The sequence below is a fragment of the Vibrio sp. Vf1514 genome (assembly GCF_052076135.1).
GTDB classification, from domain to species: Bacteria; Pseudomonadota; Gammaproteobacteria; order Enterobacterales; family Vibrionaceae; genus Vibrio; species Vibrio furnissii.
Genome location: NZ_CP197268.1, coordinates 1,196,811 through 1,221,310, shown reverse-complemented (window position 1 = coordinate 1,221,310; position 24,500 = coordinate 1,196,811). Strand labels below are relative to the sequence as shown.

The 24,500-nt window shown below is 51.9% G+C and carries 24 protein-coding genes; 13 read left to right on the top strand and 11 right to left on the bottom strand.

Going from position 1 to position 24,500, the window contains the following annotated elements; genetic code table 11:
* The first annotated feature begins 128 nt into the window (after positions 1-128).
* The 3 genes from ACS18Q_RS20385 to ACS18Q_RS20375 are packed head-to-tail and all read left to right on the top strand — an operon-like array spanning position 129 to position 2,293.
* Complete coding sequence (locus ACS18Q_RS20385) at positions 129-869, top strand: EAL domain-containing protein (protein ID WP_441257786.1); 741 nt, start codon at positions 129-131, stop codon at positions 867-869.
* Between the two features lie 24 nt (positions 870-893).
* Positions 894-1,553, top strand: coding sequence for a response regulator transcription factor (locus tag ACS18Q_RS20380; protein ID WP_004727033.1), 660 nt, complete (start codon positions 894-896; stop codon positions 1,551-1,553).
* Between the two features lie 53 nt (positions 1,554-1,606).
* A complete protein-coding gene (locus ACS18Q_RS20375; RefSeq protein ID WP_014257589.1) occupies positions 1,607-2,293 on the top strand; it encodes a carbonic anhydrase family protein in 687 nt (228 codons plus the stop codon).
* 38 nt (positions 2,294-2,331) lie between these two features.
* Here the strand turns inward: ACS18Q_RS20375 and ACS18Q_RS20370 are convergent, their stop codons facing one another.
* Both ACS18Q_RS20370 and ACS18Q_RS20365 read right to left on the bottom strand, forming a co-directional pair.
* Positions 2,332-2,784, bottom strand: a complete 453-nt coding sequence (locus tag ACS18Q_RS20370) for a GNAT family N-acetyltransferase (protein ID WP_004727031.1) — start codon at positions 2,782-2,784, stop codon at positions 2,332-2,334.
* Between the two features lie 28 nt (positions 2,785-2,812).
* The gene (locus ACS18Q_RS20365; RefSeq protein WP_441257785.1) at positions 2,813-4,024 is read right to left on the bottom strand and encodes an MFS transporter; all 1,212 of its coding nucleotides are present in this window, start codon (positions 4,022-4,024) and stop codon (positions 2,813-2,815) included.
* A gap of 90 nt (positions 4,025-4,114) precedes the next feature.
* Here ACS18Q_RS20365 and ACS18Q_RS20360 point away from each other — a divergent pair, with 90 nt between their 5' ends.
* Positions 4,115-5,566 carry an SgrR family transcriptional regulator gene (locus ACS18Q_RS20360; RefSeq protein ID WP_441257784.1) on the top strand — a complete coding sequence of 484 codons (1,452 nt, stop codon included), beginning with the start codon at positions 4,115-4,117 and terminating at the stop codon, positions 5,564-5,566.
* A complete protein-coding gene (locus ACS18Q_RS20355; protein WP_441257783.1) occupies positions 5,554-5,835 on the top strand; it encodes a hypothetical protein in 282 nt (93 codons plus the stop codon). Before ACS18Q_RS20360 ends, ACS18Q_RS20355 begins: the two co-directional genes overlap by 13 nt.
* Positions 5,836-5,865: 30 nt before the next feature.
* Here the strand turns inward: ACS18Q_RS20355 and ACS18Q_RS20350 are convergent, their stop codons facing one another.
* Positions 5,866-6,852, bottom strand: coding sequence for a 2-hydroxyacid dehydrogenase (locus tag ACS18Q_RS20350; protein ID WP_441257782.1), 987 nt, complete (start codon positions 6,850-6,852; stop codon positions 5,866-5,868).
* Between the two features lie 175 nt (positions 6,853-7,027).
* Here ACS18Q_RS20350 and ACS18Q_RS20345 point away from each other — a divergent pair, with 175 nt between their 5' ends.
* From ACS18Q_RS20345 to ACS18Q_RS20325, 5 genes are all read left to right on the top strand, one after another.
* Positions 7,028-8,161 carry a sugar diacid recognition domain-containing protein gene (locus ACS18Q_RS20345; protein ID WP_185962453.1) on the top strand — a complete coding sequence of 378 codons (1,134 nt, stop codon included), beginning with the start codon at positions 7,028-7,030 and terminating at the stop codon, positions 8,159-8,161.
* Positions 8,162-8,318: 157 nt separating this feature from the next.
* Positions 8,319-9,671 carry a GntP family permease gene (locus ACS18Q_RS20340; protein WP_441257781.1) on the top strand — a complete coding sequence of 451 codons (1,353 nt, stop codon included), beginning with the start codon at positions 8,319-8,321 and terminating at the stop codon, positions 9,669-9,671.
* Positions 9,672-9,705: 34 nt separating this feature from the next.
* Entirely contained in the window at positions 9,706-10,854 is a 1,149-nt protein-coding gene (locus ACS18Q_RS20335) for a glycerate kinase (RefSeq protein ID WP_441257780.1), read from the top strand.
* Between the two features lie 222 nt (positions 10,855-11,076).
* On the top strand, positions 11,077-11,961 hold the full coding sequence (locus tag ACS18Q_RS20330; protein ID WP_143679941.1) for a radical SAM protein: 885 nt from the start codon (positions 11,077-11,079) through the stop codon (positions 11,959-11,961).
* A 169-nt stretch (positions 11,962-12,130) separates the two neighbouring features.
* On the top strand, positions 12,131-13,030 hold the full coding sequence (locus tag ACS18Q_RS20325; RefSeq protein WP_394625058.1) for a DUF6279 family lipoprotein: 900 nt from the start codon (positions 12,131-12,133) through the stop codon (positions 13,028-13,030).
* Here ACS18Q_RS20325 and ACS18Q_RS20320 read toward each other — a convergent pair.
* The 4 genes from ACS18Q_RS20320 to ACS18Q_RS20305 form a co-directional block, all read right to left on the bottom strand.
* Positions 13,027-14,358, bottom strand: a complete 1,332-nt coding sequence (locus ACS18Q_RS20320) for a basic amino acid/polyamine antiporter (RefSeq protein ID WP_394625059.1) — start codon at positions 14,356-14,358, stop codon at positions 13,027-13,029. The two genes, ACS18Q_RS20325 and ACS18Q_RS20320, sit on opposite strands and share 4 nt — an antisense overlap.
* 4 nt (positions 14,359-14,362) lie before the next feature.
* Positions 14,363-15,283, bottom strand: coding sequence for a homocysteine S-methyltransferase family protein (locus ACS18Q_RS20315; protein WP_283513973.1), 921 nt, complete (start codon positions 15,281-15,283; stop codon positions 14,363-14,365).
* A gap of 178 nt (positions 15,284-15,461) precedes the next feature.
* Positions 15,462-16,091 (bottom strand): DsbA family protein, encoded by a 630-nt coding sequence (locus tag ACS18Q_RS20310; protein ID WP_441257779.1) that lies wholly within the window; start codon positions 16,089-16,091, stop codon positions 15,462-15,464.
* Entirely contained in the window at positions 16,085-16,945 is an 861-nt protein-coding gene (locus tag ACS18Q_RS20305; RefSeq protein WP_441257778.1) for an MBL fold metallo-hydrolase, read from the bottom strand. The genes ACS18Q_RS20310 and ACS18Q_RS20305 overlap by 7 nt, the downstream gene beginning before the upstream one ends.
* Before the next feature lie 108 nt (positions 16,946-17,053).
* Between ACS18Q_RS20305 and ACS18Q_RS20300 the strand changes: the two genes are divergently transcribed.
* The 3 genes from ACS18Q_RS20300 (at position 17,054) to ACS18Q_RS20290 (ending at position 20,255) form a co-directional block, all read left to right on the top strand.
* Positions 17,054-17,956 carry a LysR family transcriptional regulator gene (locus ACS18Q_RS20300; RefSeq protein WP_238809942.1) on the top strand — a complete coding sequence of 301 codons (903 nt, stop codon included), beginning with the start codon at positions 17,054-17,056 and terminating at the stop codon, positions 17,954-17,956.
* 134 nt (positions 17,957-18,090) lie between these two features.
* The gene (locus ACS18Q_RS20295) at positions 18,091-19,830 is read left to right on the top strand and encodes a methyl-accepting chemotaxis protein (protein WP_441257777.1); all 1,740 of its coding nucleotides are present in this window, start codon (positions 18,091-18,093) and stop codon (positions 19,828-19,830) included.
* A 182-nt stretch (positions 19,831-20,012) separates the two neighbouring features.
* On the top strand, positions 20,013-20,255 hold the full coding sequence (locus ACS18Q_RS20290; RefSeq protein ID WP_441257776.1) for a CG2 omega domain protein: 243 nt from the start codon (positions 20,013-20,015) through the stop codon (positions 20,253-20,255).
* 88 nt (positions 20,256-20,343) lie between these two features.
* Here ACS18Q_RS20290 and ACS18Q_RS20285 read toward each other — a convergent pair whose 3' ends face one another.
* From ACS18Q_RS20285 to zwf, 4 genes are all read right to left on the bottom strand, one after another.
* The gene (locus ACS18Q_RS20285) at positions 20,344-20,481 is read right to left on the bottom strand and encodes a hypothetical protein (protein ID WP_004727016.1); all 138 of its coding nucleotides are present in this window, start codon (positions 20,479-20,481) and stop codon (positions 20,344-20,346) included.
* 120 nt (positions 20,482-20,601) lie between these two features.
* Complete coding sequence (gnd, locus tag ACS18Q_RS20280) at positions 20,602-22,050, bottom strand: decarboxylating NADP(+)-dependent phosphogluconate dehydrogenase (protein WP_143679949.1); 1,449 nt, start codon at positions 22,048-22,050, stop codon at positions 20,602-20,604.
* A 14-nt stretch (positions 22,051-22,064) separates the two neighbouring features.
* Entirely contained in the window at positions 22,065-22,781 is a 717-nt protein-coding gene (gene pgl / locus ACS18Q_RS20275) for a 6-phosphogluconolactonase (RefSeq protein ID WP_441257775.1), read from the bottom strand.
* Positions 22,778-24,280: a glucose-6-phosphate dehydrogenase gene (gene zwf / locus ACS18Q_RS20270; protein WP_004727013.1), complete on the bottom strand. Its 1,503-nt coding sequence runs from the start codon at positions 24,278-24,280 to the stop codon at positions 22,778-22,780. The genes pgl and zwf overlap by 4 nt, the downstream gene beginning before the upstream one ends.
* Positions 24,281-24,500: the final 220 nt, after the last annotated feature.

The following is a 24,500-nucleotide window of genomic DNA, read 5'->3' as shown; positions in this document are numbered from 1 at the left end:
TGTATTTGTTTAGATTTTTCTTATGTATCTTATCCCAAGCCGCTCGTCTTGCTATCGATGCTTGCCGATATGCGCCAATGACAGTGGCAAATCAGTTATGAGAAAGTATTGGTCGGTGAAATATAATAATGATTTATCCAAACATAAATTTCACATCATTCAATGACGTGAAAATAGCTATAGACAATATAAAAATCGATGTTCCATTTATTAATGATTTGAAGTTTGAACCGATCGTTGATTTGGATAACCTTACCACAATTGCTTATGAAATGCTTTCTGTGTGTGAGCCGAATATTGACGTAGAGGCTTCATTTGATCGTCTGGAATATTCAACGAAGAAATGTCTTTTCTTTAATCAGTTGGAGCTCATTAAAGACATTACGAATTGTCGTATCTACATCAACCTCCCATTGAGAGAGATATTAACCAATGATCTGCTCTTAGAGATAAAAACCATTGGTATGATTCCAACTTCAATTTCTGTGGAATTACAGGATCTTCACGATGTCTATCAATTTGAACCCATTGAAATCAATCAGCTGCGTTATCAAGTGAAAAAACTTCAAGCATTGGGTGTGGAACTCTGGGCTGATGATTTGAACGAAGACCTGATGGATTTCTTCATTGACGCGGGGATTCATTTCTATGGTGGGAAAATTGATAAAGAAACATTTTGGACATTAAGAAAAAATAAAAAGCTCCTCAATTTTTTGATTGCAAAGAGTAAAAATTTCTGTGGCCATGTATTGATCGAAGGTATTGAAACTGAAAAAGATTTGAAGTTAGTTCGCTCAACGAAAGCTGATCTTGCTCAAGGGCATTATTGGGCGGAAATACGAGTGCTTAATTTAAAAAATACTATTTAGTCTATTCATTTCTAGGTTGTCGCTTTGTCTAAAAATATTCTTATTATTGATCAAGATAATGCCATCGCTTCGGCGTTGGTCTTAAGTTTTGAAATCGTAGGTTACGCATGTGTGCATCACCGTAAACTCTTTTCTGCCAAGTCCGATTGGTTAAAAGCAGATTTGGTGATTTGGCATGTGAAAAAAGACCAGTCCACGTTTGATCTGCCCATGTTACTGGCGTTGAAAAACGTGCCGGTGATGATGGTCGGTGACGGGTGTACGGTCGCAGACAAGGTGAGATGGCTCGATAGCGGGGCGATCGATTTTCTGGATTGCCCTTTTTCTGGCCTCGAGATGTATGCGCGTGTGAAAGCGCATCTCAGAAAGTTTTCCAAAGATCGCGAGGTCCGATATCAGGTTGAGTTTTCTGATGTCGGTTTTTCGATCAATCGCGTGACTTGGGAAACTTGGTACAAAGGCGACCGTTATCATCTGTCCAAAAAGGCATTTGAGCTGCTTTTCTTCCTCTCGCTGAATATCGGTAAGGTGTTTTCGCGTTCAGAATTGCTGGAAAAAGTTTGGGGATACTCCTGTTCACTCAACACGCGCACTGTGGATACGCATATTTTACGCTTGAGAGAGTACTTTCCGGACATTGGCATCGAAACCATTTATGGCGTCGGTTATTGCATTAAGCGATAGCCGCGGCCTGACGTGTGATGCCCGTTTTTGTTTGACTATGGATTCCTCGTTTCATGAAGAATTGGACGCTTGCCTTCATCGCGCTCTGCCTGCTGTTATGGAAATGTTCAGCGCCAGCGCCTCACCATTTTGATGACGATTTTCAGTCATCCCAACGCGCCCCTGAGCTGGTGTTGGACTACGATTTTCTGGGGCAATTGGTTATTCGAGATGCCCACGCCATCACTCGGTTATACGCCGGACAGGTGATTTCCTCCACCTTAACCAACGATGTGCTGGTGTTAGGCTTTAACGGCCAAAACCAACTGTATGTGGGGGGAACGGCCTACCACTTACAGCAGATTCATCTGCATTTTGACTCGTTTACCCACGATGACGAGGGCAGTGACACGATGGAAGCGCATTTTGTGAACGCGGATGCCGCGGGGCATCTGATGATCCTGACGATGCTGTATCAACGCGATCAACAAAGCCTGCGGTTTAAGCGGTATGTGGACAGCCTCTCGTCTGATCGGCTGCTGAACCATGAGTTTAGCCAGCCGTTTCCCATCGATACATTATTGCCCGCTTCGAATGATTACGTGTGCGTCAAAGGGGCGTATCGAGAGCAGCGGAGCTGCGAAGGTGACGTGCGTTGGTTGGTTTTGCATGATTCGCGGCCGCTGCCGCCCACGTTAGTTGACCGCTTGGTGCACGCGGGCAGCCCATCACATCGTTCGATGGCGCATTCCGATACTTAATTGGTCGTTGAGGGTGCGCGTCTATTCACGGCGCTGCTTTATGGCGCCGTGTGGCTGACGGGGCTGTATTTCATATAGACGAACGGCGCGTCTTCGCGATACACCTGAAAACCAAAGCGTTGATAGAGATGAGCAGCGCGGTTGCCTTGCAGGTAGCACAGCAAACACGGCCGCTTGGCTTGGTTCGAAAACTCGGTGATGTCTCGCAGAACTTGGCTGCCAATGCCTTGGCCTTGATAGGCTGGCAGAATGAAAAAGCGCGAAAAATAGAGTGTGTCGTTTTTGTCATGCAGCATGTAGGTGCCGATCGGTTGGTCGTCGGCACAAATGAGAGTTGGTAATCCCGATTTCCATTCTTGACGATGAAGCGCTCGCTGCAACGCTTCATCCCATCCAAAAGTTTGCGTCACTAAATCGTGCTCGGTGGCCTTTCTGAGCTCAAAAGCAAATTCATCATCGGCGTCGGTGGCGGGGCGAAAAGAGAGCTTCATCGAGTATGTCCAGTGGTTCGCGCGTCGATTACGGTATCGCTCTCACTCTACTGAAAAGCAAAAAAATCGCCACTACAAATTGCACCACGAAGCAGGCACTGAACAGCATCGTTGAACCATACCGTGTCATTAAGTAACCGGATGCGGCCAAACCAAACGGCATCAACAGTTTAAACAGTGAGCCCGTCAGCCCAGCAATGCGGCCCAAGTGCTGCTGCGAAAATGCCTCTTGGCGGTAACTCCAGATACAAATGTTGCTAAACAGACCCACCGCAGAGACCCAGAAGAATGCCACGATCAACATCATTGGCGTTTGGCTCAGTACGGGCAGAATGAACCCAACCGATTCCAGCGCAATGCTGAGAATGAGCAGTTTTCCAAGGCCGATTTGACGCCGTACCGTGTCGGCGACAAATGCGCTCAACACGCCGCCAATGCCTGAAGCAGCAACCATATAGCCGATGTCGATGGCACTCAGCGATAAGTCTGCTTTGGCAACGTAGATCGACTGAATCCAAAAGATCGAACCGGTGGTGTTCATCACCATCACTGCCAGCGTGATCCGCCACATGTTCTTTTCGTGGTAGAGCACGTGCCATCCCTCGCGCAGCGCTTGCCACACGGGTGGGTGCTCACTCACTTGAGGAGTTTCCAACGTCAGGCGATTCAGTTGCCAATACGCCAGCAACCACAACAACGCCAAACCAAGAAAGATTTGATGTAGTTCAGACAACAGCAGCAGTGCGCCGGACAACACCGGCCCGACAGTTTCCATCAGGCTGTAGAGCGAACTCATGCGCGCCGTGGCGGTATTTTGCTGCGCGTGCGGCAGTGCCAATTTGAGCATCGCCATGCGCGCATTGTGATAGCCGTAGTTAAACGCCATCATTAAAAACGCGCACGGAAACAGCACATACAGCGGCTCCGCCATCCAGTTTACCGCCGAGTAGGAGAGCAAAATAGTAAGGATTTGACCCAGCAACATGGCTTGCGACCACGATTTCTTGTCGCAGCGATCCACCCACACGCCGATGAACAGCGCCAGTAAGAGGTTGGGCAGAAATTCAACCGCTCGCATCCAGCCCATCATATGGGACGATTGCGTGAGTTCGTAGACCAACAATGGGAGAGCTAAGTCGTATATTTTACTTCCCAAAGCGACAAAAAAAGCACTAGAGAATAGAATGACAAAACTGGAACTTTTCCAGATAGAGATTCGATAATCCGTTAACGTATTCATTTTTGGTTCCTTTTTAACCGAAGTTGTGGAATCATTATCGAAAATAAAAGATGAATAAAAATAGAAAGATAGAAAAAGGATTTCGTCTTTATGCATTACTGGAAAGCACTGGCTTTTTTGCGCGACCAGTTGGTTGTTGCAGCCCCGGTGCCGCTCTCACTGGATCGCCTGACGCAGGAGTTGGGGTGCACCAAACGCAACGCGCAGTTGGTGGTGAAAAAACTGGTGGGCAACGGCATTATCCGTTGGCAATCTTCCGTGGGGCGCGGTAATTTCCCAATTGTCACCTTACTCAAAGATCCGCAACCGATGTTGGAGAACAAAGCCCGTCGCTGGATTGAAGAAGGGAAGGTGGCGATGGCGATCAGCTTGATTGCGCCCGCCCAACGCGACGCATTTATTGCCGCATACATCGCGCGCCATCAATCGCACGCTCACCGTGACGATATTTTGCAAATCCCGTTTTATCGCGGCACGCATGCACTTGATCCTATTGATATTACTCGCCGTACCGAACAACACCTTGCTCGCTATTTGTATGCGAACTTGCTGCGTTTTGATGCGCAAGCGCGCGGTTATCGTGGCGATTTGGCGCAGACCTTTCAGACCACCGAACGGGGCATGGCCATCACCCTGCGCAAAGGGTTGTGCTTTCACAATGGCGAGCCACTGACTGCGCACTCCGTGCAGCAACACTTCACGCGGTTGGTCACCACATCTGAACATTATCGTTCGCTGTATCAATTGATTGATGCGATTGAGGTGCATGATCGCTACCGACTTGAGATCATCAGTTCGGTAGAAGCGACGCTTTTGCCCAAACTGCTGTGTGCGGGCGCAATGGGCATCGCATTGTGGCTCGAGGGGGATGCAGACCGCGAAGGGCAAGTGATTGGCAGCGGCCCATTTGAGTTGGTTGAGCAAACGGAGTGGCGCACCTTGATGAACGTGTCGCGGTATTATCACGGTTATCGCCCGTGGGTGGATGGCATCGAGGTGTGGAATGTCGGGGACAAAGCCAAAGAGTTTGCCCCCAACAGTCACCTGTTCCACCCATTGCTGGAGCCGCGTGCTCAGGCGGCCGATTACGAACAGAAAGCGCAATGGGAAGCGGGCTGCGAATATATACTGCTCAACGCCAATCGTTCGCCGTGGCTGGGCAGTTTAAGTCGCCGGAAGAAGCTGATGGCAATCCTGGATGCGCTCGGCGCGCCCGCATCGTTTGCAGATGAGGTGGCCAAAGCGGAAGGGATGTTGTCGTCGCCATCGGCGCGACTGACGGCAAACCTTCATCAAGCGCAGCAATGGGCGGATGAGTTAGGCAAACCAAACCGCCGCAGCCCCTACAACTGCAGACGTACGCGTTGGGCCAGCACATCGACTATGCACATCATTTGGCGACGGCGTTGCGTGAGTTGGGGATTGCCTGTGAGGTGTCGGTGTTGCCGTTTCCTGAATTTTGCCAACAGGCGACGCTGCAACACGCCGACATCATTTTGTCTGGTGAAGTGTTTGGCGATGACGCGGACATGTCGTGGTTAGGATGGTTATTGGCCAGCACCAGCTTGCAAGCGTGCATGACGCCGGCGCAGCAGCAGTGGCTTCACGAGGCGTTGGCGGCGATTTATCCGTTGACCGAAGCCAAGCGTTTCAAAGCTTACCAAGCGCTGGAGAAGAAGCTCATCAAAAAAGGACTCTATTTGCCGCGCTTTCATGTGCAGCAAACTTTATCGGTGGCCAAATCGGTGAGCACCAGCGAACTGCTGGCCAATGGCTGGGTGGATTTTTCAGAAGTGGTGATCACGCCCTAACAAAGCGCGCCCGAGGGCGCGTTTTGCGGGTTACGCGTCCGGGTGTTCGAGTTGGCGTCGATTGGCGCAAGATTGCGAGTAATCGCCACGCATTGCGGCGATCAACCCATCGACCGCACAGTGCACCATCTTCAGGCGCGTTTCAGTGGTGGCTGAGCCGATATGTGGCAGCAAAAAGGCGTTGTCGAGCTGCGTCAGTGGGGACGAGGCGGGCAGGGGTTCGGTTTCAAACACATCCAACCCGGCAGCACGAATCTGCCCAGTTTGCAGGGCATGAATCAGCGCCTGCTCATCAACCACTTTGCCGCGCGCGGCATTGACAAATACCGCACTGGGTTTCATCAAACTGAACGCTTTGGCCCCAATCAGTTTCTCCGTCGCTTCGCTGAGCGGCACCAACACCACCACAAAATCAGACACCTGCAACAGATCATCCAACGACATCCGCAGCGCACCGAAATCGTGTTCTGCTTCTCCATTGATGGAGCGGTTATGGTAGTAAATCGACATGCCAAACCCATAGTACGCCCGTTTGGCGACGGCGTAGCCAATGCGTCCCATACCCACAATGCCAAGCGTTTTGCCGTGAAAATCGACGCCAAACTGCGCTGGAGTGAGGTTCTGTGTCCAGCGACCTGCCTTGACCATTGCGGACATTTCTCCTGCGCGCCGCGCTGCGCCGAGCGCCAGCAAAATCACCGTATCAGCGACGGTTTCATCGAGCACGCTCGGTGTGTGAATCAGTGGAATGCCTCGTTGGCTCAAATAGTCGAGATCGAACTGGTCGGTGCCGACTGAAATAGTGGCCGCTGCTTTCAGTTTAGGCGCACCATCAAGCAATTCAGGCGTCATCTCTACGCCGTTGCCAATCAAGCCTTCAGCCTGAGTTAACGCCTGCTTAAACGCAGCGAAATTGTCATCATGAACGCCATCAAATTGAATGACATCGAAGTGGTTTTGTAACGTGCGCAGCGCGTCGGGGGGCAGGGATTTGTACAGCACAACTTGAGGTTTCATCGGGTTCTCCTTAACTGACGAATGGAAGCATCGAAAAGTCTGCGCAGCAACGGGCGATCGGCGTGACGACCGAATCGGTGTTGTGCGTACTCACAAAAACAGCGATTGAAAAAGACGTTCATACGATTAACGTATATAAGCTCATCGGTGACCCATTTGATCATTAGGACAGAACATCATGTTAGATGCAAACTTGGCGCAGCAGATCGTTGATCGCACCATGTCGATCATTGGCTACAACATCAACGTCATGAATCACGCGGGCATCATCATCGGCAGCGGTGACCGCGACCGCCTTGGCCATGTGCATGATGGCGCCATTCTGGCGCTCAAGCATGGGGATTCCATCGAACTCAATTCCCACAGTTGTCAGTCGTTGAAAGGGGTGAAGCCGGGCATCAACATGCTGTTGAAACAGGGCGCGCAGGTCGTGGGCGTAGTCGGTGTGACGGGGGAGCCGGATGAAATTCGTGAGTTTGCCAATTTGGTCAAAATGAGTGCGGAGATGATCATCGATCAAGCGGAACTGGTCGAACAGTTACAATGGGATCGCCGCCACCGTGAAGAGTTCATCACCGCTTGGATCAACGACCAATTGAATCAAGACGAGCTGACGGCGTGGGCGACGCGTTTGTCGCTGGATGTCACCCAACCGCGCGTGGCGGTGGTGATTGAATTTCGCCAGCAAACCGCTGCAAAGCATGTCGACAGCGTGCGTCAGGTGGTTGACTTGCTCGAGCATCCGGAGCGCGACAATTTGGTCGCGGTGGTGTCGATGAACGAAATTGTGGTGCTCAAACCGGTCAAACATCCCGAGCACTGGACCAGCGATGATGAGAGCTTGCGCATCGATAAATTGATCGCTCGCCTCAGGGAGCACCAGATCGACGGTTACGATATCGCGCTGGGCCAGATGTTCCTTGACCCCAATGCGCTGCATCTTTCTTACCAGAGCGCCAAACAGGTGCTGCGGCTGGGCAAAGAAAAACACCCCAAGCAACACAAGCATCTGTTTGAGACGTTGCGGCTGCCGGTGCTGATGTCGCCGTTACGCGATTATTGGCAGGGCGAGCAGTTGTGTGAGTCGGTGGACAAACTCAAACAGCGGGATCGTTCTGGTCAACTGATGAAAACGCTGCACACCTTGTTTGTCTGTGGCGGCAATTTGTCTGAGTGCGCCAACGCGCTCTATATCCATCGCAATACGCTGCGGTATCGGCTGGATAAGATCACCGACATCACCGGAATCTCGACCCAAAGTTTCGTGGGGTTGGTGGAACTATATATTGCGTGTCAGATCTCAGAATGAGGCGCAATTTGTGCGCATGCACAAAATGTTACAATGATTCACCCTGTTTATTTGGCGACTTGCCTAAAGGAATCGGGGCGCAGAGTTCGGATAATAGACTCACCCTACACAGGCCCGCTTTGAGGCCTGAACCTGATAAAAATGACATGGAGTTATTATGAGTCTTATCCTGATTCTGCTGGCAGTGATCGCGTTTATCGTGCTCGCGACCACCAAGTTTAAGTTACACCCCTTTTTAGCACTGATCGTCGCGGCATTTCTCGCGGCGTTTGCCTATGGACTGCCGGCAGAGAGCATTGCGAAAACCATCGCTTCTGGCTTTGGTGGCATTCTGGGCTACATTGGTCTGGTGATCGTGCTTGGCACCATCATCGGCGTGATTTTAGAGAAAAGCGGCGCAGCCATCACCATGGCGGACACCGTGATTAAACTGCTCGGCGAGCGTTTCCCCACCTTGACCATGAGCATCATCGGTTACATCGTCTCGATTCCGGTGTTCTGTGATTCTGGGTTTGTGATCCTTAACTCGCTCAAAGAGTCGCTCGCCAAACGCCTGCGCACGTCCAGCGTCGCCATGAGTGTGGCGTTGGCGACGGGCCTTTACGCCACGCATACTTTTGTGCCACCGACGCCGGGGCCGATTGCGGCCGCAGGCAACCTCGGGCTGGAGTCCAACCTGGGCTTGGTGATCGCGGTGGGCGTGTTTGTGGCAGCCGTAGCGGCGATTGCCGGCATGCTGTGGGCGAACCGTTTCAAAACCGTAGAGCCGGATGGTCTCGATCATGAAGAACACCTGAAACAAGATTGGAAAGCGCTGAAAGCGTCGTATGGCAAGCTGCCAAGCGCCACTCAGGCATTTGCTCCGATCTTCGTGCCGATTCTGCTGATTTGTTTGGGCTCGGTGGCGAAATTCCCAAGCCATCCGCTGGGTGAAGGCGTGCTCTTTGAGCTGCTGAGCTTTTTGGGTCAGCCACTCACGGCACTGCTGATTGGTCTATTCTTGTCGGTTAGCCTGCTTAAATCCGACAACAAAGTGGTGGAATTTGGTGAACGCATCAGCCAAGGCATTACAGCTGCAGCGCCGATTTTGCTCATCACTGGTGCAGGCGGCGCGTTTGGCGCGGTATTGAAAGCGACGCCACTGGGCGACTACCTCGGCACCACGTTATCAGCTCTGGGTGTGGGCATCTTTATGCCATTTATCGTCGCGGCGGCATTGAAATCGGCGCAAGGTTCTTCGACGGTGGCACTGGTGACCACGTCGGCTTTGGTGGCGCCTATGCTAAGCCAATTGGGGCTCGATTCTGAAATGGGCCGCGTGCTCACCGTGATGGCAATTGGCGCGGGTGCGATGACGGTATCGCACGCCAACGACAGTTTCTTCTGGGTGGTGTCGCAATTTAGCCGCATGAGTGTTGGCCTTGCGTACCGCGCGCAGACCATGGCAACGTTGGTGCAGGGCGTGACAGCAATGATCGTCGTCTATCTATTGAGCTTGCTCCTGTTGTAATTCGTCTTGTTGTCATTTAATTGAGGAGAGTGATATGAAAGTGGTTATCGCCCCAGATTCGTTTAAAGAAAGTTTAACGGCGAAACAGGTCAGTGACGCCATCCATGCTGGGCTCGCGCGAGTGTGGCAGGACGCTGAATTTGTCTTCGTGCCCGTGGCGGATGGCGGTGAAGGTACGGTTCAGTCGTTGGTAGATGCCACCGAAGGTCACTTGGTGCATCTCACCGTCAAAGGGCCGCAAAATAAGCCCGTTGATGCTTTCTATGGCATGTTGGGCGATGGCCAGACCGCAGTGATTGAAATGGCGGCAGCAAGCGGGTTACACCATGTACCGCTTGCGCAGCGTGACCCGAAACTGACCACCAGTTTTGGCACGGGTGAGCTGATTCGTCATGCACTGGATCACGGCGTGAAACGTTTGATCATCGGCTTGGGCGGCAGCGCAACCAACGACGCCGGGGTTGGCATGTTGGCCGCATTGGGGGGGCGCTTTCTCAACCGGGATGGCGATAGCATTGCGCTGACCGGTGGCGGCCTGATGGAACTGGCGCAGATTGATCTCAAAGCGCTCGACCCAAGGCTAAACCAGTGTGAAATTCTGGTCGCCAGCGATGTGAACAATCCGCTGTGTGGCCCGAAAGGCGCATCGGCCATCTTTGGCCCGCAAAAAGGGGCCACCGCGGCGGATGTTGCATTGTTGGATGATGCGCTCAAGAACTTTGGTGTGCTCACCCAACACGCGACCGGTAAAAGCGTCATCGATGCGGCGGGCGCGGGCGCGGCAGGCGGTATGGGCGCGGCGCTATTGGGCTATACGCAAGCGGTGCTCAAGCCGGGTATCGACATCGTGCTCGAAACGGTCAAATTGGCCGAGTTGGTTGAGGGGGCGGATCTAGTGATTACCGGTGAAGGGCGCATTGATAGTCAAACGGTTCATGGCAAAACCCCGATGGGCGTGGCGCAAGTGGCCAAGCGGTTTGATATTCCGGTGATTGCATTGTCGGGCTGCACGGGTGATAACTACCAAGCCGTGTATGAGTGCGGCATCGACGCTGTGTTTGCCGCGGTGCCACGGGCCATGACGCTAGATGATGCGCTCAAAGAGTCCGACTTCAACCTCGCTGATTTGGCCGAGAACGTCGCCCGATTGTGGCATATCGCCCGCCCGCCACGCGCTCATTGACACCATCGATAGGCGCGATCCTGCCTCAACGGCACAACACTCACCCTGTTGTGCCGTTTTATTTTGGGGTGATTGTGGAATTATTTTCCATACTGTCATTCTTTTTTAGGTCTTTTTGGTGTTTAAGGAATAAGTAATGATCGGCTTTCTTACATCACCGACGTTCATCGCTGCCGGGTGTGGCATGAACACAGAGAACTCATCAGAGTAAGGAAGGCAGCAATGCACTACACTGGTCCGGTCATCCGTCCTCCCCATGAAGCCAACAGTATTTTGTTAGAAGTGACGGTCGGGTGTACCCATAACTCCTGTCGTTTTTGCACCTTTTATTATGATACGCCGTATCGCATTGCACCGAAAAAGCAGGTGGAGCACGATCTGCAAGAGGCGCAACGCGTTAACCCCAATGCCAAACGCATTTATGCAGTTGGCGGCGATCCCTTTACATTGAGAACTGCCAAGTTAGTCGATCTCGCTCGAATGATTCGCCGTTATTTTCCCACCATCAACATCGGCATGTATGCGCGTGTGGATAGCATGTTCAACAAGGACGTTGACGATCTCAAGCAACTCAAAGCCGAAGGCATCAACGATTTAGTGATCGGGATTGAAAGTGGTGATGATGACGTGCTGGCGCAGATGGATAAGGGCTACACGTCTGCCGATATCCTTCGCGAATGTCAGAAACTTGAACAAGCTGGCATCGCTTATCGCGTCATTTTTCTTGGCGGGCTTGCGGGAAAAGGCAATGGCGAACGAAACGCGCGTCATACTGCGCAGGTGCTCAACCAGCTGCATCCCACACATATGTATATGACGTCTGTCGCGGTGCAACCGGAGTCTTTGTTGTATCAGGATATTCTGGAAGGACGTTTTGTGGAATCGAGTGAGCAGGAGCGAATTGAAGAAACCTTGTCATTGATAGAACAGTTGACCAATCCGATGGTGCTGTTGGGGCAAAGCGTGGCTAACCCAGTAAACTTCATTGCCACACTGCCAGACGATTATGAACCGCTGACACAAATGCTCAAAACCACCATCCATCGTTTTACGCACCAAGATGAACGCTCGCTGCGTGCTTATCGTGAGTCGTTAATCAATATCTAACGCTCGGCAGCGCACGACAAAACAACGAGTGGACGCAAGGGAGTGTACATCGAACGAGGGGGCTTGCTTTCTTCGGCCATGTCGCCATAAGTTCATCAGCGTGTGCGAAAGTCGCATCATGCGATTTCAGTGACTATGGTTACTCACAAAGCAACAGGGATAAAACGGCATGGCGAAATGGACAACGCTTCTGCTCAGCACAATGCTGCTGGTGGGATGCGGCACTAAATTTGTGTATCACAACATCGACTGGTTCGTGATCGACTATCTGGAAGATTACGTCGATCTGACCGACGCGCAGGAAGATCGGCTCAGCGATCGCATTATGCTGCTTAGTCAGTGGCATCAAAGCGCGGAGTTACCGGCCTACATTGACCAGTTGGAGCAGTGGTTGGCGCTCGATCCAACACATTTTACCGAGCGCGATCTCCAGCAGCAGCAAGCGTTGATCAATGAGCACTACCAACGCTTACTGGTGAAGTTTTTGCCCGATGTGTATCAGCTTGCCAATACCCTCAGCGAGGCGCAAGCTGAGGAGTTTTTGCAGGGGGTGGCCAAGCGCCATCAGAAATTCGCCGATAAATATCAGGGACTCAGCGAGCCTGAGATCCGCGATCATTATGTCGAACGTCTCTCCGAACGGATGGCGCAGTGGCTGGGCGATTTGACGCCAGTGCAGCAAACATTGGTGACCCAGTGGGCGAGTGAGGTGCAGGTGACGCCCCACGACTGGATGGCGTTTCAAACCCGTTTGCGTCATGAACTCCGCCTGCTGCTCGATGAACGCCATGATGAAGCAAGATTTACTGTGCATCTGCAAACCTTGTTGTTTGAGCCAGAGCAGTACTACAGCCCGGTGCTGAAAGCCAAACAGGCGTATAACGATGGCGTCGGGAATGCGTATGTGGTGAAGATCGTGCGTTTGGCAACACCCAAGCAAGTGCGCTATTTTCGCAATGAAGTGCAGGGTTGGAAGCAGTTGGCGCAGGAGCTAAATGCCGATGCCAAGAGCAGTGCGCGTCTGCCCTTTACCAAGCAAAGGGCAGAGCAAACGAAAGAACAGGGTTAAGGTTGCAGCGCCAGTTGGCGATGCTTACGACGGCTGTAGAAAAACACCATCAACCCTGGAATGTAGAGCAGGGTCGAGAGTGCCAAACTGTTGAGCCCTGCAGCATAAATCAACCACAATCCATAGACGCTGGCCCCCAAACCAATGGCTTTGATACGCCAGCGGCAGCGTTGTTCAAACGCCACTTTCACCAGATAAGCACCCACCAAAAAGTACGGCACCAAAATCATCGACGTAGAGACCAACACCAAGGTGTTGTAGCTCTCGCCCGTCCATAAAATCAGCCCCAAGCAGAGTTGTACGGTTAGGCTGGTCAGGGTAAGGGATGCAGTCGAGGTGCCTTGCTCATTTTGCTTGGCAAAAAAGCGCGGAAAGGCGCCGTGCTGTGCAGCGGTACAAGGCACTTCGGCGGAGTAGAGAATCCAGCTTAAATACGAAGCCAGCACGGACACAATCAACCCAAGACTAATGAACCATTGACCGAGGCTGCCACTCATGTGCGCCATCAAGCCAGACATCGACGGGTTGCTCAATGCCGCGACATCACCACGGCTCATCACACCGAGAGAGAGCAATGTAATCGCCACGTACAACACCAGCGCGAAGATCACGCCGAGGTAGGTTGCTTTGCCGATGTCTTCGCGGCGTTTGGCTCGAATCGACAATACGATCGCCCCTTCAATGCCGGTGAAGACCCACAGCGTGATCAGCATGGTGCTTTTCACCTGATCCATAAATGGGGTGTCGAGTGAGCGGCCTGCACGATCGAGATTGAACGTCGCGGGTTCAAACGCCAGATACGCCAAAATGATAAACGCAATCAGCGGCAGGCTTTTGGCCAGCGTGGCGAGTAGGTTGATGAACGCTGCTTGTTTGACGCCGCGTAGCACCAAATAGTGTACCGACCACAAAATGATGGATTCACCGATGAACGCCGCGAGCGTATTGCCATCGCCAAACCATACCGAGTCGGGGGTGTCCACAAACGCGCCAATGGCGGCAAAGGCCACCACCAAATAGCCAACCACGCCGATGGTGGCGCACAGCCAGTAACCCCACGCGGAGAGAAAGCCCGCCACGTCACCAAAGCCAGTACGCGCATAGGTGTAAATGCCGCCATCCAGCTCCGGCTTTAAGCGCGAGAGATGAAGAAAACAGCCCGCCAGCAGCAAAATACCCACGCCGGTGATGAGCCAACCCGTGAGAATTGCATCCACGCCTGCCACTTCGGCCATGTTCTGCGGCAGGCTGAAAATGCCTGCGCCCACCATGGAGCTAAATACCAGCGCGGTGAGCGCTGTTAAACCAATTTTTTGTGTGTTCTGCATGCCATCACCCAGCGTGGCTGAAGTGTTGGCTGAGCGTCGCGATGTGCTCTGGGCCAATGCCACAGCAGCCGCCAATCAAGCTCGCCCCCTGTTGTTGCCATTTTTCAGCCCACAGCAAATAAGCGGGCGGGGTGAGATCGGCGCGAAGCTCGTCGAGGCCATCGTTGGCGGTCGCATCTTTTGGTTGAGGAGGAAACGCGTTGGCATACGCGCCCAATTGAATCTGTTGCGCGCCGGTTGTTTTGAGAATGCTGGCCGCGATCGCGAGCGCTTCTTCAATCACCTCGGGTTGGCAGCAGTTAAACAGAATCGCACTCACGTTGAGGGCAATCATGGCGTGAATTGCCTCGGCCACGGTTTCGCCCGAACGCAGACGCGGCACATCGGTCGGCTCTGCGTCTTCAAGGGTGAACGATACCCACAGCGGTTTGTGTTGTGTATCCAGCGCATCCAACAGCGCTTTCACCGCGACCGATTCCCCAATCAGGCTTTGCGTTTCTGCCAGCCAGAAATCGACGTGCGGCGCTAAGCCGTTGATCAGCGGTGTGGCAATCTCCGCAACGCGTGATGCATCAAATAGATCGGCGCGGTAAGAACCAAACAGCGGCGGAATAGAGCCCGCAACGCGCGTTGCTTGGCCTTCCAACTGAACCGCTTGGCGTGCCACATCGCCTGCGCGGTGTGCGAGCAGTTGTGCTTCCTGGTGAAAACGGGCTTCGCCAATATGAAAAGGAACCAGCGCATAACTGTTGGTGGTGATCACGTCGGCGCCACTCTGAATAAACGCACGGTGAACGTCCCGTACGATTTCCGGTGCTTCGATCATTGCCAGTGCGGACCACTCAGGCTGGCGGAACGGCGCGCCACGTTTTTCCAACTCTCGACCCATTCCCCCGTCGAGAACACTGACAGCATGATTTGACATAGTAATACCTCGTTATTTTTATTAGATGTTTAAACGTAAGGACGTTTAGACGTCTATTAAAGTAAAGGTTCGTGTAGTCAGATTCAACAGAAAAAGTGATTGGATTCAAAAAAAGTTTGTTTGGACAGGAGCAATCAAAAGAAAAACGCACCGAGATCGGTGCGTTGTGAGGTGTGGGTTAAGCCGTGGCGGTGATGGATTGCCACAAGGCTTGCCAATCGTTTTGGCGGCCGTAATAGTGGCTGACTGGCACGGATTTGAACTGCCCGTCTTGTGCTAACACCAAGGATGGAAAACCGCCCAGCCCCCATTGTGACATCAGCATTTGCGTGCGCTCGATTTCCGCCATCAACGATGTTTCTGCTGCTTGCATGGCGCGCTGCCATGACTCGGCGTCGATGCCCATGTCAGCGGCGATGCCATCAAGTACGTTGCGTTCTGCAACCGCAAAGCCGTGCACATAATGCCCTTGCTGAATGCGTTTTAACATCGCAAATGGTGATTGCTCTGCGATATCGGCGGCCAAAATCGCCTGCGCCGTGAGGTACGAATCGACCATGATGGTTTCGCCGCTACGCACTCTGGCGATGTAAGCGTCACCAAATGGTTGGCGCGTGAGGCCCGCGATGCGTTGGTCTGCTTCCAAAATGTGTTGGCGAAAGTCATCACTCAGGGGGCGGCGTGTCATCATGCCGCCCGGATGCATCACCAAGTTCACGTCGGGATGCGCTGCCAAGGTTTCCATCAATGCGGTGGCGCCGTAACACCAGCCGCACATTGGGTCAAAAATATAGTGAGCCGTTACCATTGCATCTCTCCTGTATGTACTTTCGCGCCGATTTCCAGTGCCATTGGCAAGCCAGCGGTCGGGTAACCTTGTTTCATGATTTCAATCAGTTGCTGGCTATTTTTGCTGTGCGCTTTCGCATTCGCAAAATCAGCCAGATACTGTTGTGAGAATTTGATCGCGCTGTTGTCGGTTTTGGTGCCTGGCATCATGTGGCCCGGAATGACCATTTTCGGTTTCAGCGCGGCCATGTCAGACAACTGCTGAGTCCACGCCTGACGCTCTGCATCGCTTTGCGCGTCGGCCATCCATAAATGTACGTTCCCGTAGACGGCCACGTTGCCTAGAATCGCCTGATTGGCTGGAATCCACAAGTAAGGGCGATGATTCAGTTCGCCTTCGCTGCCGCGGATTTCAATGGTGCGACCATCAATATTCAGGGTGTGACCGTGATACGCCGTCGGTAATACCGGTTTCACCGGCGCGTTGCTGCCCATTTTCGGTGCCCAGAAAGCCAGTTTGCCAGCCAAGTTCTCTTCAATCGTGGCGCGCACCGCTGGCGTGGTCAGCACTTTTGCGTTCGGATACAGTTCATGCAGCACTTCCGCGCCAAAGTAGTAATCCGGATCTGCTTGGCTAATAAAGATGGTGGTCAGTGTTTTGCCTGAATCGGCCACTTTGGCGGCGATGCGCAGCGCGTCGGCTTTGGTAAAGCCAGTGTCGATCACCATCGCTTCGGTTTCACCGTACACCAGAGTTGAGTTGACATGGAAGCTGTTGCCATCGGCGTTGTAGATATCCAGCGTCAAAGGTTGTGCTGCCATTGTGCCAGCAGACATCAGGAGTGTGGTGCTTAATGCGATTGTGGTTTTCATGTTGTTGTCCTATTCACTTCGTTGAGTTGATGAGCGCAGTGTACGGATTGGACTTGTTCGGATATATAGCGAATAATTAGCATCATTGTTTCTTAAATCGAGCTAATTATGGACAGACTGATTGCGGCCAAAGTGTTTATTGATGTGGCGACAACCAACAGTTTTACCGCCACGGCGGATCGCTTGGAGATGTCACGCCCTATGGTGACGCGTTACATTGATGCGATGGAGAGCTGGCTGAATGTACGATTGCTCAATCGCACCACGCGCAAAGTGTCGTTAACCACTGCGGGTGAAGAGTGCTTGGCGGAAGTGGCACTTTGGGTGGATCAAGCGGAAGGGTTGCAACATCGTTTGCTCAATCGCGATGAGCTGCGAGGCAAAGTTCGGGTGGCAACCAGCATGTCGTTTGGCTTTTCACAATTGATCCCTGCGGTCAATTCGTTTTTGGCTGAGCACCCGCAGGTGGAGATCGACATTGATGTACAAGACCGAGCCGCAGATCTGGTAACGGAACGCATAGATTTGGCAATTCGTATCGCAGCCAATCCGGATCCGTCGTTGATTGGTCGTCGCATCGGGCGCTGTGATTCGGTGCTGGTGGCTTCGCCTGATTACCTAGCAAACGCCAGTGACATTCGCACGCCTGCCGATTTAGCGCAGCATCGTTGCTTGGGGTACAAAAACTTTGATCGCCATGTGTGGAATTTGACCCGCGGAAGTGAACAAGCCGCGGTGGAAGTGCACTGCGCCCTGACCGCCAATGAAGCAACCACGTTGCTCAGTGCCGCCGTGTTGGGTATGGGGGTGAGCATGCAACCGACCTATTTGGTGCAGAGCGCGTTGGCGCGCGGCGAGTTGGTGCCGGTGTTAGCGCAATGGCAACCGAATGTGATGGATATTTATGCACTCTACCCATCGCGCAAACATTTGGCTCCGGCCGTGCGCAGCTTAATTGATCACCTTGTTGACTATTTTAAATACAATCAGTGGCAGAATATTAAACTTTAGTATTTGCATGAAAAACAAAGCTCGCATAGCATGTTGTTTAGATGAATATAAGAAACATTTTCATTACATTTCAGATGCACTGCAATGTGTAGGATACCCATGGACTAAGATCACTTTGATGGATGTAAAGTGTCATGCAAAACTTTTCGTTTAAAAATAAATTAATACTTTTAATAGTCTCGATCATTACCGTCACCATCCTTGTCTCATACCTGAGCGTGAACCACTTTATCAGTGGTTACATTTATCAGTCAGACACCAAAAACATTACCCACAACATCGACTTGGTTGATCACAAGCTCAATAGCGAACTGGGCGCAAAAATTGCCCTCGCGAGCAGCTTGAACTTCAGCATGATGGACATCGTCGATACCAAAGAGAACTCCGGCTTTTACCGCATCATTAAGATTGTGAGCGGATATGCTTTTGATGACACCGGCTCAATGGATGATGCCAAAGCGCAGAAATATATTGGGTTGGCCGAAACACAAGGCATGGAACCGACCATCAGCCCGGTTGAAATCGAAGACGGGCATCCAATGCTGACGATTTCGGTCAAACGCGTGGATGATTCGGTCAACTTTTTTGTGCTCGATTTGAATGAGCTGACGAGTGTGCTGAAGAACTATTCTCTGGAAGGCAGCTACCTTGAATTGACCTCTAGCAACAACGTCACGATCTTTTCCAATAAAAGCGGCGCGAACTTGCTCCCGATTTCTCGCGAAGTGAAAGTGGGCGACCAAAACTGGACGCTGACTGGGTATATCGATTTGGATAAGATTCAAAGCAACACCAACCGTTTGAACTGGATGATCACCTTGGCATTGTTGGCGAGCGCTGCGATCATCATTCCGCTCAGTGTGCTGATGCTGCATTTTGCATTTAAACCTCTGTTGCGTCTGAAAGATTTGGTGGCCGGTTTGTCACAAGGCAACGGTGATTTGACGCAGCGCTTGGAGGCCACGTCGAAAGACGAAATTGGCCAGATCTCCGCCTCCATCAACCGCTTTATTGAACAGCTGCAAGGCATGTTCATTCAGGTCTCCAGTTCCTCGTCGCAAATTGATGGTGCGGTGAACCAGCTCAGCAGCCAATCGGCGTCTAACGTTCAGATGTTGCAATCGCACACGGTGGAAACCGAGCAAGTGATTGCTGCGATTGAAGAGATGAGCGCCACCGCGGCATCGATTGCGCAAAGTGCCTCCGATGCGGCCAAACTCACCGAACGCACCAATACGTACGCTGATGAATCGAAACACACCGTCAATGATGCCGTGAGCAGTGTCAGTGAGTTGGAATCGGATGTGGCAGAAATGTCGCACACCATTGGCGCAATGAGCGAGGACACCAAACAGATCAGCACCGTGTTGCAAGTGATTGGCGACATTGCAGAGCAAACGAACTTGCTGGCACTCAACGCAGCCATTGAAGCGGCACGTGCGGGTGAACAGGGCCGTGGCTTTGCGGTGGTGGCTGATGAAGTTCGCGCCTTGGCTGCGCGCACGCAGCAAAGCACAGCGCAGATCAACGATATGCTGTCGAAACTGCGTCAAACCAGCGACAACGTGGTGACCAAGATGGAATCGACGCGTCGCAGTTGTGAAGCCACATCGAATAGCACGCACAAGGTGATGACCTCACTCAACACGGTGACCACGTCGGTAGTGGAAATCAACGACCTCAACACGCTGATGGCAACGTCTGCGGAGCAGCAAAGCCAAGTGACCGGGGAAATCAGCCGCAATATGGCGGCGATTCAAAACCTGATTGGTCAACTCAATCACAATGCGTCGGATACCGATGTGATTAGCCGTGAATTGGGAGACACGTCGAACGGCCTATCGCACGTTGTCGGGCAGTTTAAAGTACATTAAATGTGCTGAGCATTTTTCATCATCCTCAATGACAACGAGCGCCCATGGCGCTCGTTTTTTATCCACGGTTTTTAGCGAACGGTGTGTAGCACGTGATTTTCTTGTCAGGGTTCGAGCGGCATATTGAGCCGAAAATGAGAGTCGAGTTCAATGCGTGCGAGTCTGTTTGATAAGGAAGAGAAATGAAACGTATTGGCATGGTTATGGTGCTCACGACGCTGTGTGGCGCTGCGCAAGCAAAGGTCGAACTCATCAATGAGCCGGTGACGCTCTCGGCGGATTGCTTGGAAGTGTCGACCCAAGGCGTCACGATTGGGGCGGGTGAGTGTGACGGCAAAAAGCCCAAGGCTGAGCCACCTGAACATCGTAGTTTCAAAGGCAAAAACAATCCGGGCAAAGGACACAAGCCAAAGCACAAAGGATGAAAGCGCGGCGGATGGCCGCTCAGAGTTCATCGCGACGCACCAAATAAAAAAGCACCCCAAGGGTGCTTTTTTTCATGTGTGGGTTTACTTATAAACCGCCTTGTTGTTGTGCTTTTTGCACCATGGCAAGACGCTTCGCTTCTTGCTCAGACAGTGGTTTTTTTTCCTTACCCGCTTCTTGTTCCAAACCCTTTGGAACGAAAACATAGTCAATATTTGAGGTCATTGTTAGTTCTCTAAGTAGGAAATCTGAGCAAAAAATAAAGGATGTTAACGATGTTAACATCCTCCTTGATGCTCTATTGTCAGGCGTAGGCTTGGGGGTGATATGGCCCCAAGTTACGTCTTATACGTCGTAAGTTGTCGACGCAGTGTCACCGCCTGTACCGGTCCAGTTGGTGTGGAAGAACTCACCACGTGCACGGTCAGTACGCTCATAGGTGTGCGCGCCGAAGTAGTCACGTTGCGCCTGCAGCAGGTTCGCTGGCAGACGAGCGGTGGTGTAACCATCTAGGAAGGTCAGTGCAGATGTGGTACATGGCATTGGAATACCCGCTTCTAGCGATTTCGCTGCCACTTTACGCCATGCGGCTAGGCTACCTGTCAGGATGCCTTTGAAGTAATCATCAGAGCCTAGGAATGCTAGGTCTGGGTTTGCTTCGTATGCATCACGGATGTTGCCCAGGAATGCAGAACGGATGATACAACCACCGCGCCACATCAGCGCAACGTTACCGTAGTTCAGATCCCAGCCGTTTTCGTTTGATGCTTCACGCATCAGCATAAAGCCTTGTGCGTAAGAGATGATTTTTGAAGCCAGCAGTGCTTGACGCAGTGCATCAACCCACACTTGTTTGTCACCTTCAACTGGCGTGATGGTTTTGCCAAACAGTTTTTCGGCTTCAACACGTTGGTCTTTCAGTGCAGACAGGCAGCGCGCAAATACAGATTCAGAGATCAGCGTGAGTGGAATACCCAGATCCAGTGCGTTGATACCTGTCCATTTACCGGTCCCTTTTTGGCCTGCCGTGTCGAGAATTTTCTCAACCAGCGCTTCACCGTCTTCATCTTTGTAGCCAAGGATGTCTGCGGTGATTTCTACCAAGTAGCTGTTCAGTTCGGTGGTGTTCCAGTCTGCAAATACGGCTTGCATCTCTTCTGCAGTCATACCCAGGCCATCTTTCATGAACTGGTACGCTTCAGTGATCAGCTGCATGTCGCCGTATTCGATACCGTTGTGAACCATTTTCACGAAGTGACCGGCACCGTCGTTACCCACCCAGTCACAGCATGGCTCGCCTGAGTCAGTTTTTGCAGAGATTGCTTGGAAGATAGGTTTCACTGCTGGCCATGCTTCTGGTGCGCCACCAGGCATGATCGATGGTCCGAAACGTGCACCTTCTTCACCGCCGGATACGCCAGTACCGATGAAGTGAATGCCTTTTTCGCGCAGCGCAGCAACGCGGCGGTTGGTATCTGGGTAGTTGGTGTTACCACCGTCGATGATGATGTCGCCTTTGTCTAGCAGAGGAACCAGTTGATCGATGAACGCATCAACCACGGCACCAGCACGCACCATCAGCATCACTTTACGTGGTGTTTCAAGTTTGTCGACCAGCTCTTGCAGCGTGTAAGCGCCAACGATGTTGGTGCCTTTGGCAGGGCCTTCCAAGAATTCGTCAACTTTGGCCGCAGTACGGTTGTGCGCAACCACTTTAAAACCGTGGTCGTTCATGTTCAGGATTAGGTTTTGGCCCATTACTGCCAAGCCAATTACACCGATATCACCTTTCATTTTATTTCTCTCCTTCACGCAATCTTCGTTGCTGCGTCTAAATCTAAATACCACTCCGTTTCACCAGTCGTGGACTGGATTTTTGCTGCCGGGTAAGGCAGATCTTCGGCTGGAGTTGTGTGAATTTCATAAACGATCTCGGCTTTACCGGCGCCAAGAACGAGATAACTGATGCGTTTTGCTGCTTCCAGCACTTTCGCCGTTTTTGACACGCGAAGCTGGCCGGATTCCGGATGCGTTGCAACCAGCGACAGATGTTCATCGTCGTAGTTGGTTTTGCCCGGAAATAGCGATGCGGTATGGCCATCGGCGCCAACACCCAACAGAATCCAATCAAACACCGGGGTGCCGTTTTCTGATGGAATGATGTCTGCCATTTCTTGCGCGAAGCGCTGCGCTTCGGCTTGTGGCTCGTTTTCACCCAGAATGCGGTGAATGTTGGCTGCAGGCATGTCGATGTGGCTAAACAGCAGCGCGTTGGCTTCACCGTAGTTGCTCTCGGCATCGTCTGGTGCAACGCAGCGTTCATCGCCCCACCAGAAGTGCAGATTGTGCCACTGAATTGTAGTGGCGTACGCGTAAGAAGCCAGCAGTTTGAACAGCATTTTAGGTGTGCTGCCGCCAGACAGTGAGATGTGCACAGGGCGACCGAGCTCGCTGTACGCTTTCATGTCATTCGCTAAGGATTCAACCACCGCATCGGCAGTTGGAAAGATCTTATGATTGATCATAGTTCGCAGTAGTCCGTGTTCGTCAGGTTTTTACATGGGTAACGCCAGTCACGGCCGTCGTTGGTCAACAGCTCGTCAGACTCTTTTGGCCCCCACGTACCACACGCATAACCATACAGGGATTGCGGGTCTTGTTTGAAGTCCAAAATTGGCTGAACAAACTTCCAACACGCTTCCACCGCATCGGTACGGGCAAACAGAGTCGCATCACCGTTCAGCGCGTCCAGCAGCAAACGCTCGTAAGCGGTCAGCATCGTGGTCTCTTCAAGCGATGTGTAGTGGAAGTTCATCGACACTTCTTTCGCCTTGAAGCCTGCGCCTGGCTCTTTCAAACCAAAGCTCATCAGGATGCCTTCGTCCGGCTGAATACGAATAATCAGTTTGTTTTCCGGTGCGTTTTGACCAAAGACTGGGTGTGGCGTGCGTTTGAAGTGAATAACCACTTCGGTCACGCGTGTTGGCAGGCGTTTACCCGAGCGCACGTAGAATGGCACGCCATTCCAACGCCAGTTGTTGATGAACATTTTCAGCGCCACATACGTTTCGGTACGTGAATCTTCTGCAACGCCATGCTCATTTCGGTAACCCGGTAGGAACTGACCGCGCACTTCCGATTCGGTGTACTGGCCCAGCACCAAGTTTTTGCGCAGGTCCTCGTCTGACAAAGGTTGCAGGCTTTGCAGCACTTTGTTGACTTCGTTACGAATCGAGTTGGCGTTAATCGCCGCTGGGGGCTCCATACCGACCATGGCCAAGACTTGCAGCAGGTGGTTTTGGAACATGTCGCGTACCGCGCCTGACCCATCGTAGTAACCGCCACGCTCTTCCACACCAAGGAATTCCGCGCCTGTGATTTCAACGTAGTCGATGAAGTTGCGGTTCCACAGAGGTTCAAACATGCCGTTGGCAAAGCGGAACACCAGCAGGTTTTGGACCGTTTCTTTACCCAAGTAGTGGTCGATACGGTAGATCTGGTGCTCTTTGAAATGGTTGTGGATTTCGATATCCAGCTCTTGCGCCGACTTCAGATCGTAACCAAATGGTTTTTCGATGATCAGACGTTTCCAGCCGTTTTTCTCTTCGTTCAATCCGTGAGCGGCAAGACACCCAGGAATCACGCCGTAAAGGCTTGGTGGGGTCGCAAGGTAGAAAAGTGTATTGCGTTCCGTTTGATCGTACTTGTCAGCAAGTTGATCAAGGCGAGTGGTGAGTTTCGCGTAATCATCCACATCGGATGTATTGATTGCTTGATAGTGAAGATGTTCACAGAAGGCTTCAAGAATCTCAGGTTCTGTCTTCTCCAGTTCCTTGAGTGAGCGCTTTAACTTCTCGCGGTATGACTCATCGCTGTATTCAGTTCGGCTTACGCCCAAAATAGCAAAGGATTCTGGCAGTTGTTTGCTCGCATACAAGTGATACAGAGCAGGAATCAACTTGCGGTACGTCAAGTCTCCCGAAGCACCAAAAATCACGATGCTGCTGTTTTCAGGTATTACCATCATCTTTCCCTTAAAAACGAGGTAGTTAGCATGCGCCAACCCTAGCAGCGCAATACACAAATAGAAAGAAGGCCGTGCCTATCATTCATATAGACAAAACCGATAGCGAGATCACAAATACAAGTAGATTTGCGATCTCGCCCGGGTGTCTATTGTCTACGACTATTTGACACACATCAACTATTGATAACGCAATCGATTAAATATTGAGTCGTTTTTT

Bases quoted from the DNA above. Each gene is read 5' to 3' on its own strand.
- ACS18Q_RS20370 (WP_004727031.1), bottom strand. From the start codon at position 2,784: ATGAAGCTCTCTTTTCGCCCCGCCACCGACGCCGATGATGAATTTGCT.
- ACS18Q_RS20315 (WP_283513973.1), bottom strand. From the start codon at position 15,283: ATGTCAAATCATGCTGTCAGTGTTCTCGACGGGGGAATGGGTCGAGAG.
- ACS18Q_RS20385 (WP_441257786.1), top strand. From the start codon at position 129: ATGATTTATCCAAACATAAATTTCACATCATTCAATGACGTGAAAATA.
- ACS18Q_RS20300 (WP_238809942.1), top strand. From the start codon at position 17,054: ATGGACAGACTGATTGCGGCCAAAGTGTTTATTGATGTGGCGACAACC.
- ACS18Q_RS20285 (WP_004727016.1), bottom strand. From the start codon at position 20,481: ATGACCTCAAATATTGACTATGTTTTCGTTCCAAAGGGTTTGGAACAA.
- ACS18Q_RS20360 (WP_441257784.1), top strand. From the start codon at position 4,115: ATGCATTACTGGAAAGCACTGGCTTTTTTGCGCGACCAGTTGGTTGTT.
- pgl (WP_441257775.1), bottom strand. From the start codon at position 22,781: ATGATCAATCATAAGATCTTTCCAACTGCCGATGCGGTGGTTGAATCC.
- ACS18Q_RS20290 (WP_441257776.1), top strand. From the start codon at position 20,013: ATGAAACGTATTGGCATGGTTATGGTGCTCACGACGCTGTGTGGCGCT.
- ACS18Q_RS20365 (WP_441257785.1), bottom strand. From the start codon at position 4,024: ATGAATACGTTAACGGATTATCGAATCTCTATCTGGAAAAGTTCCAGT.
- ACS18Q_RS20330 (WP_143679941.1), top strand. From the start codon at position 11,077: ATGCACTACACTGGTCCGGTCATCCGTCCTCCCCATGAAGCCAACAGT.
- ACS18Q_RS20325 (WP_394625058.1), top strand. From the start codon at position 12,131: ATGGCGAAATGGACAACGCTTCTGCTCAGCACAATGCTGCTGGTGGGA.
- ACS18Q_RS20375 (WP_014257589.1), top strand. From the start codon at position 1,607: ATGAAGAATTGGACGCTTGCCTTCATCGCGCTCTGCCTGCTGTTATGG.
- ACS18Q_RS20305 (WP_441257778.1), bottom strand. From the start codon at position 16,945: ATGAAAACCACAATCGCATTAAGCACCACACTCCTGATGTCTGCTGGC.
- ACS18Q_RS20335 (WP_441257780.1), top strand. From the start codon at position 9,706: ATGAAAGTGGTTATCGCCCCAGATTCGTTTAAAGAAAGTTTAACGGCG.
- ACS18Q_RS20340 (WP_441257781.1), top strand. From the start codon at position 8,319: ATGAGTCTTATCCTGATTCTGCTGGCAGTGATCGCGTTTATCGTGCTC.
- ACS18Q_RS20295 (WP_441257777.1), top strand. From the start codon at position 18,091: ATGCAAAACTTTTCGTTTAAAAATAAATTAATACTTTTAATAGTCTCG.
- ACS18Q_RS20310 (WP_441257779.1), bottom strand. From the start codon at position 16,091: ATGGTAACGGCTCACTATATTTTTGACCCAATGTGCGGCTGGTGTTAC.
- ACS18Q_RS20355 (WP_441257783.1), top strand. From the start codon at position 5,554: ATGTCGTGGTTAGGATGGTTATTGGCCAGCACCAGCTTGCAAGCGTGC.
- ACS18Q_RS20320 (WP_394625059.1), bottom strand. From the start codon at position 14,358: ATGCAGAACACACAAAAAATTGGTTTAACAGCGCTCACCGCGCTGGTA.
- ACS18Q_RS20350 (WP_441257782.1), bottom strand. From the start codon at position 6,852: ATGAAACCTCAAGTTGTGCTGTACAAATCCCTGCCCCCCGACGCGCTG.
- zwf (WP_004727013.1), bottom strand. From the start codon at position 24,280: ATGGTAATACCTGAAAACAGCAGCATCGTGATTTTTGGTGCTTCGGGA.
- gnd (WP_143679949.1), bottom strand. From the start codon at position 22,050: ATGAAAGGTGATATCGGTGTAATTGGCTTGGCAGTAATGGGCCAAAAC.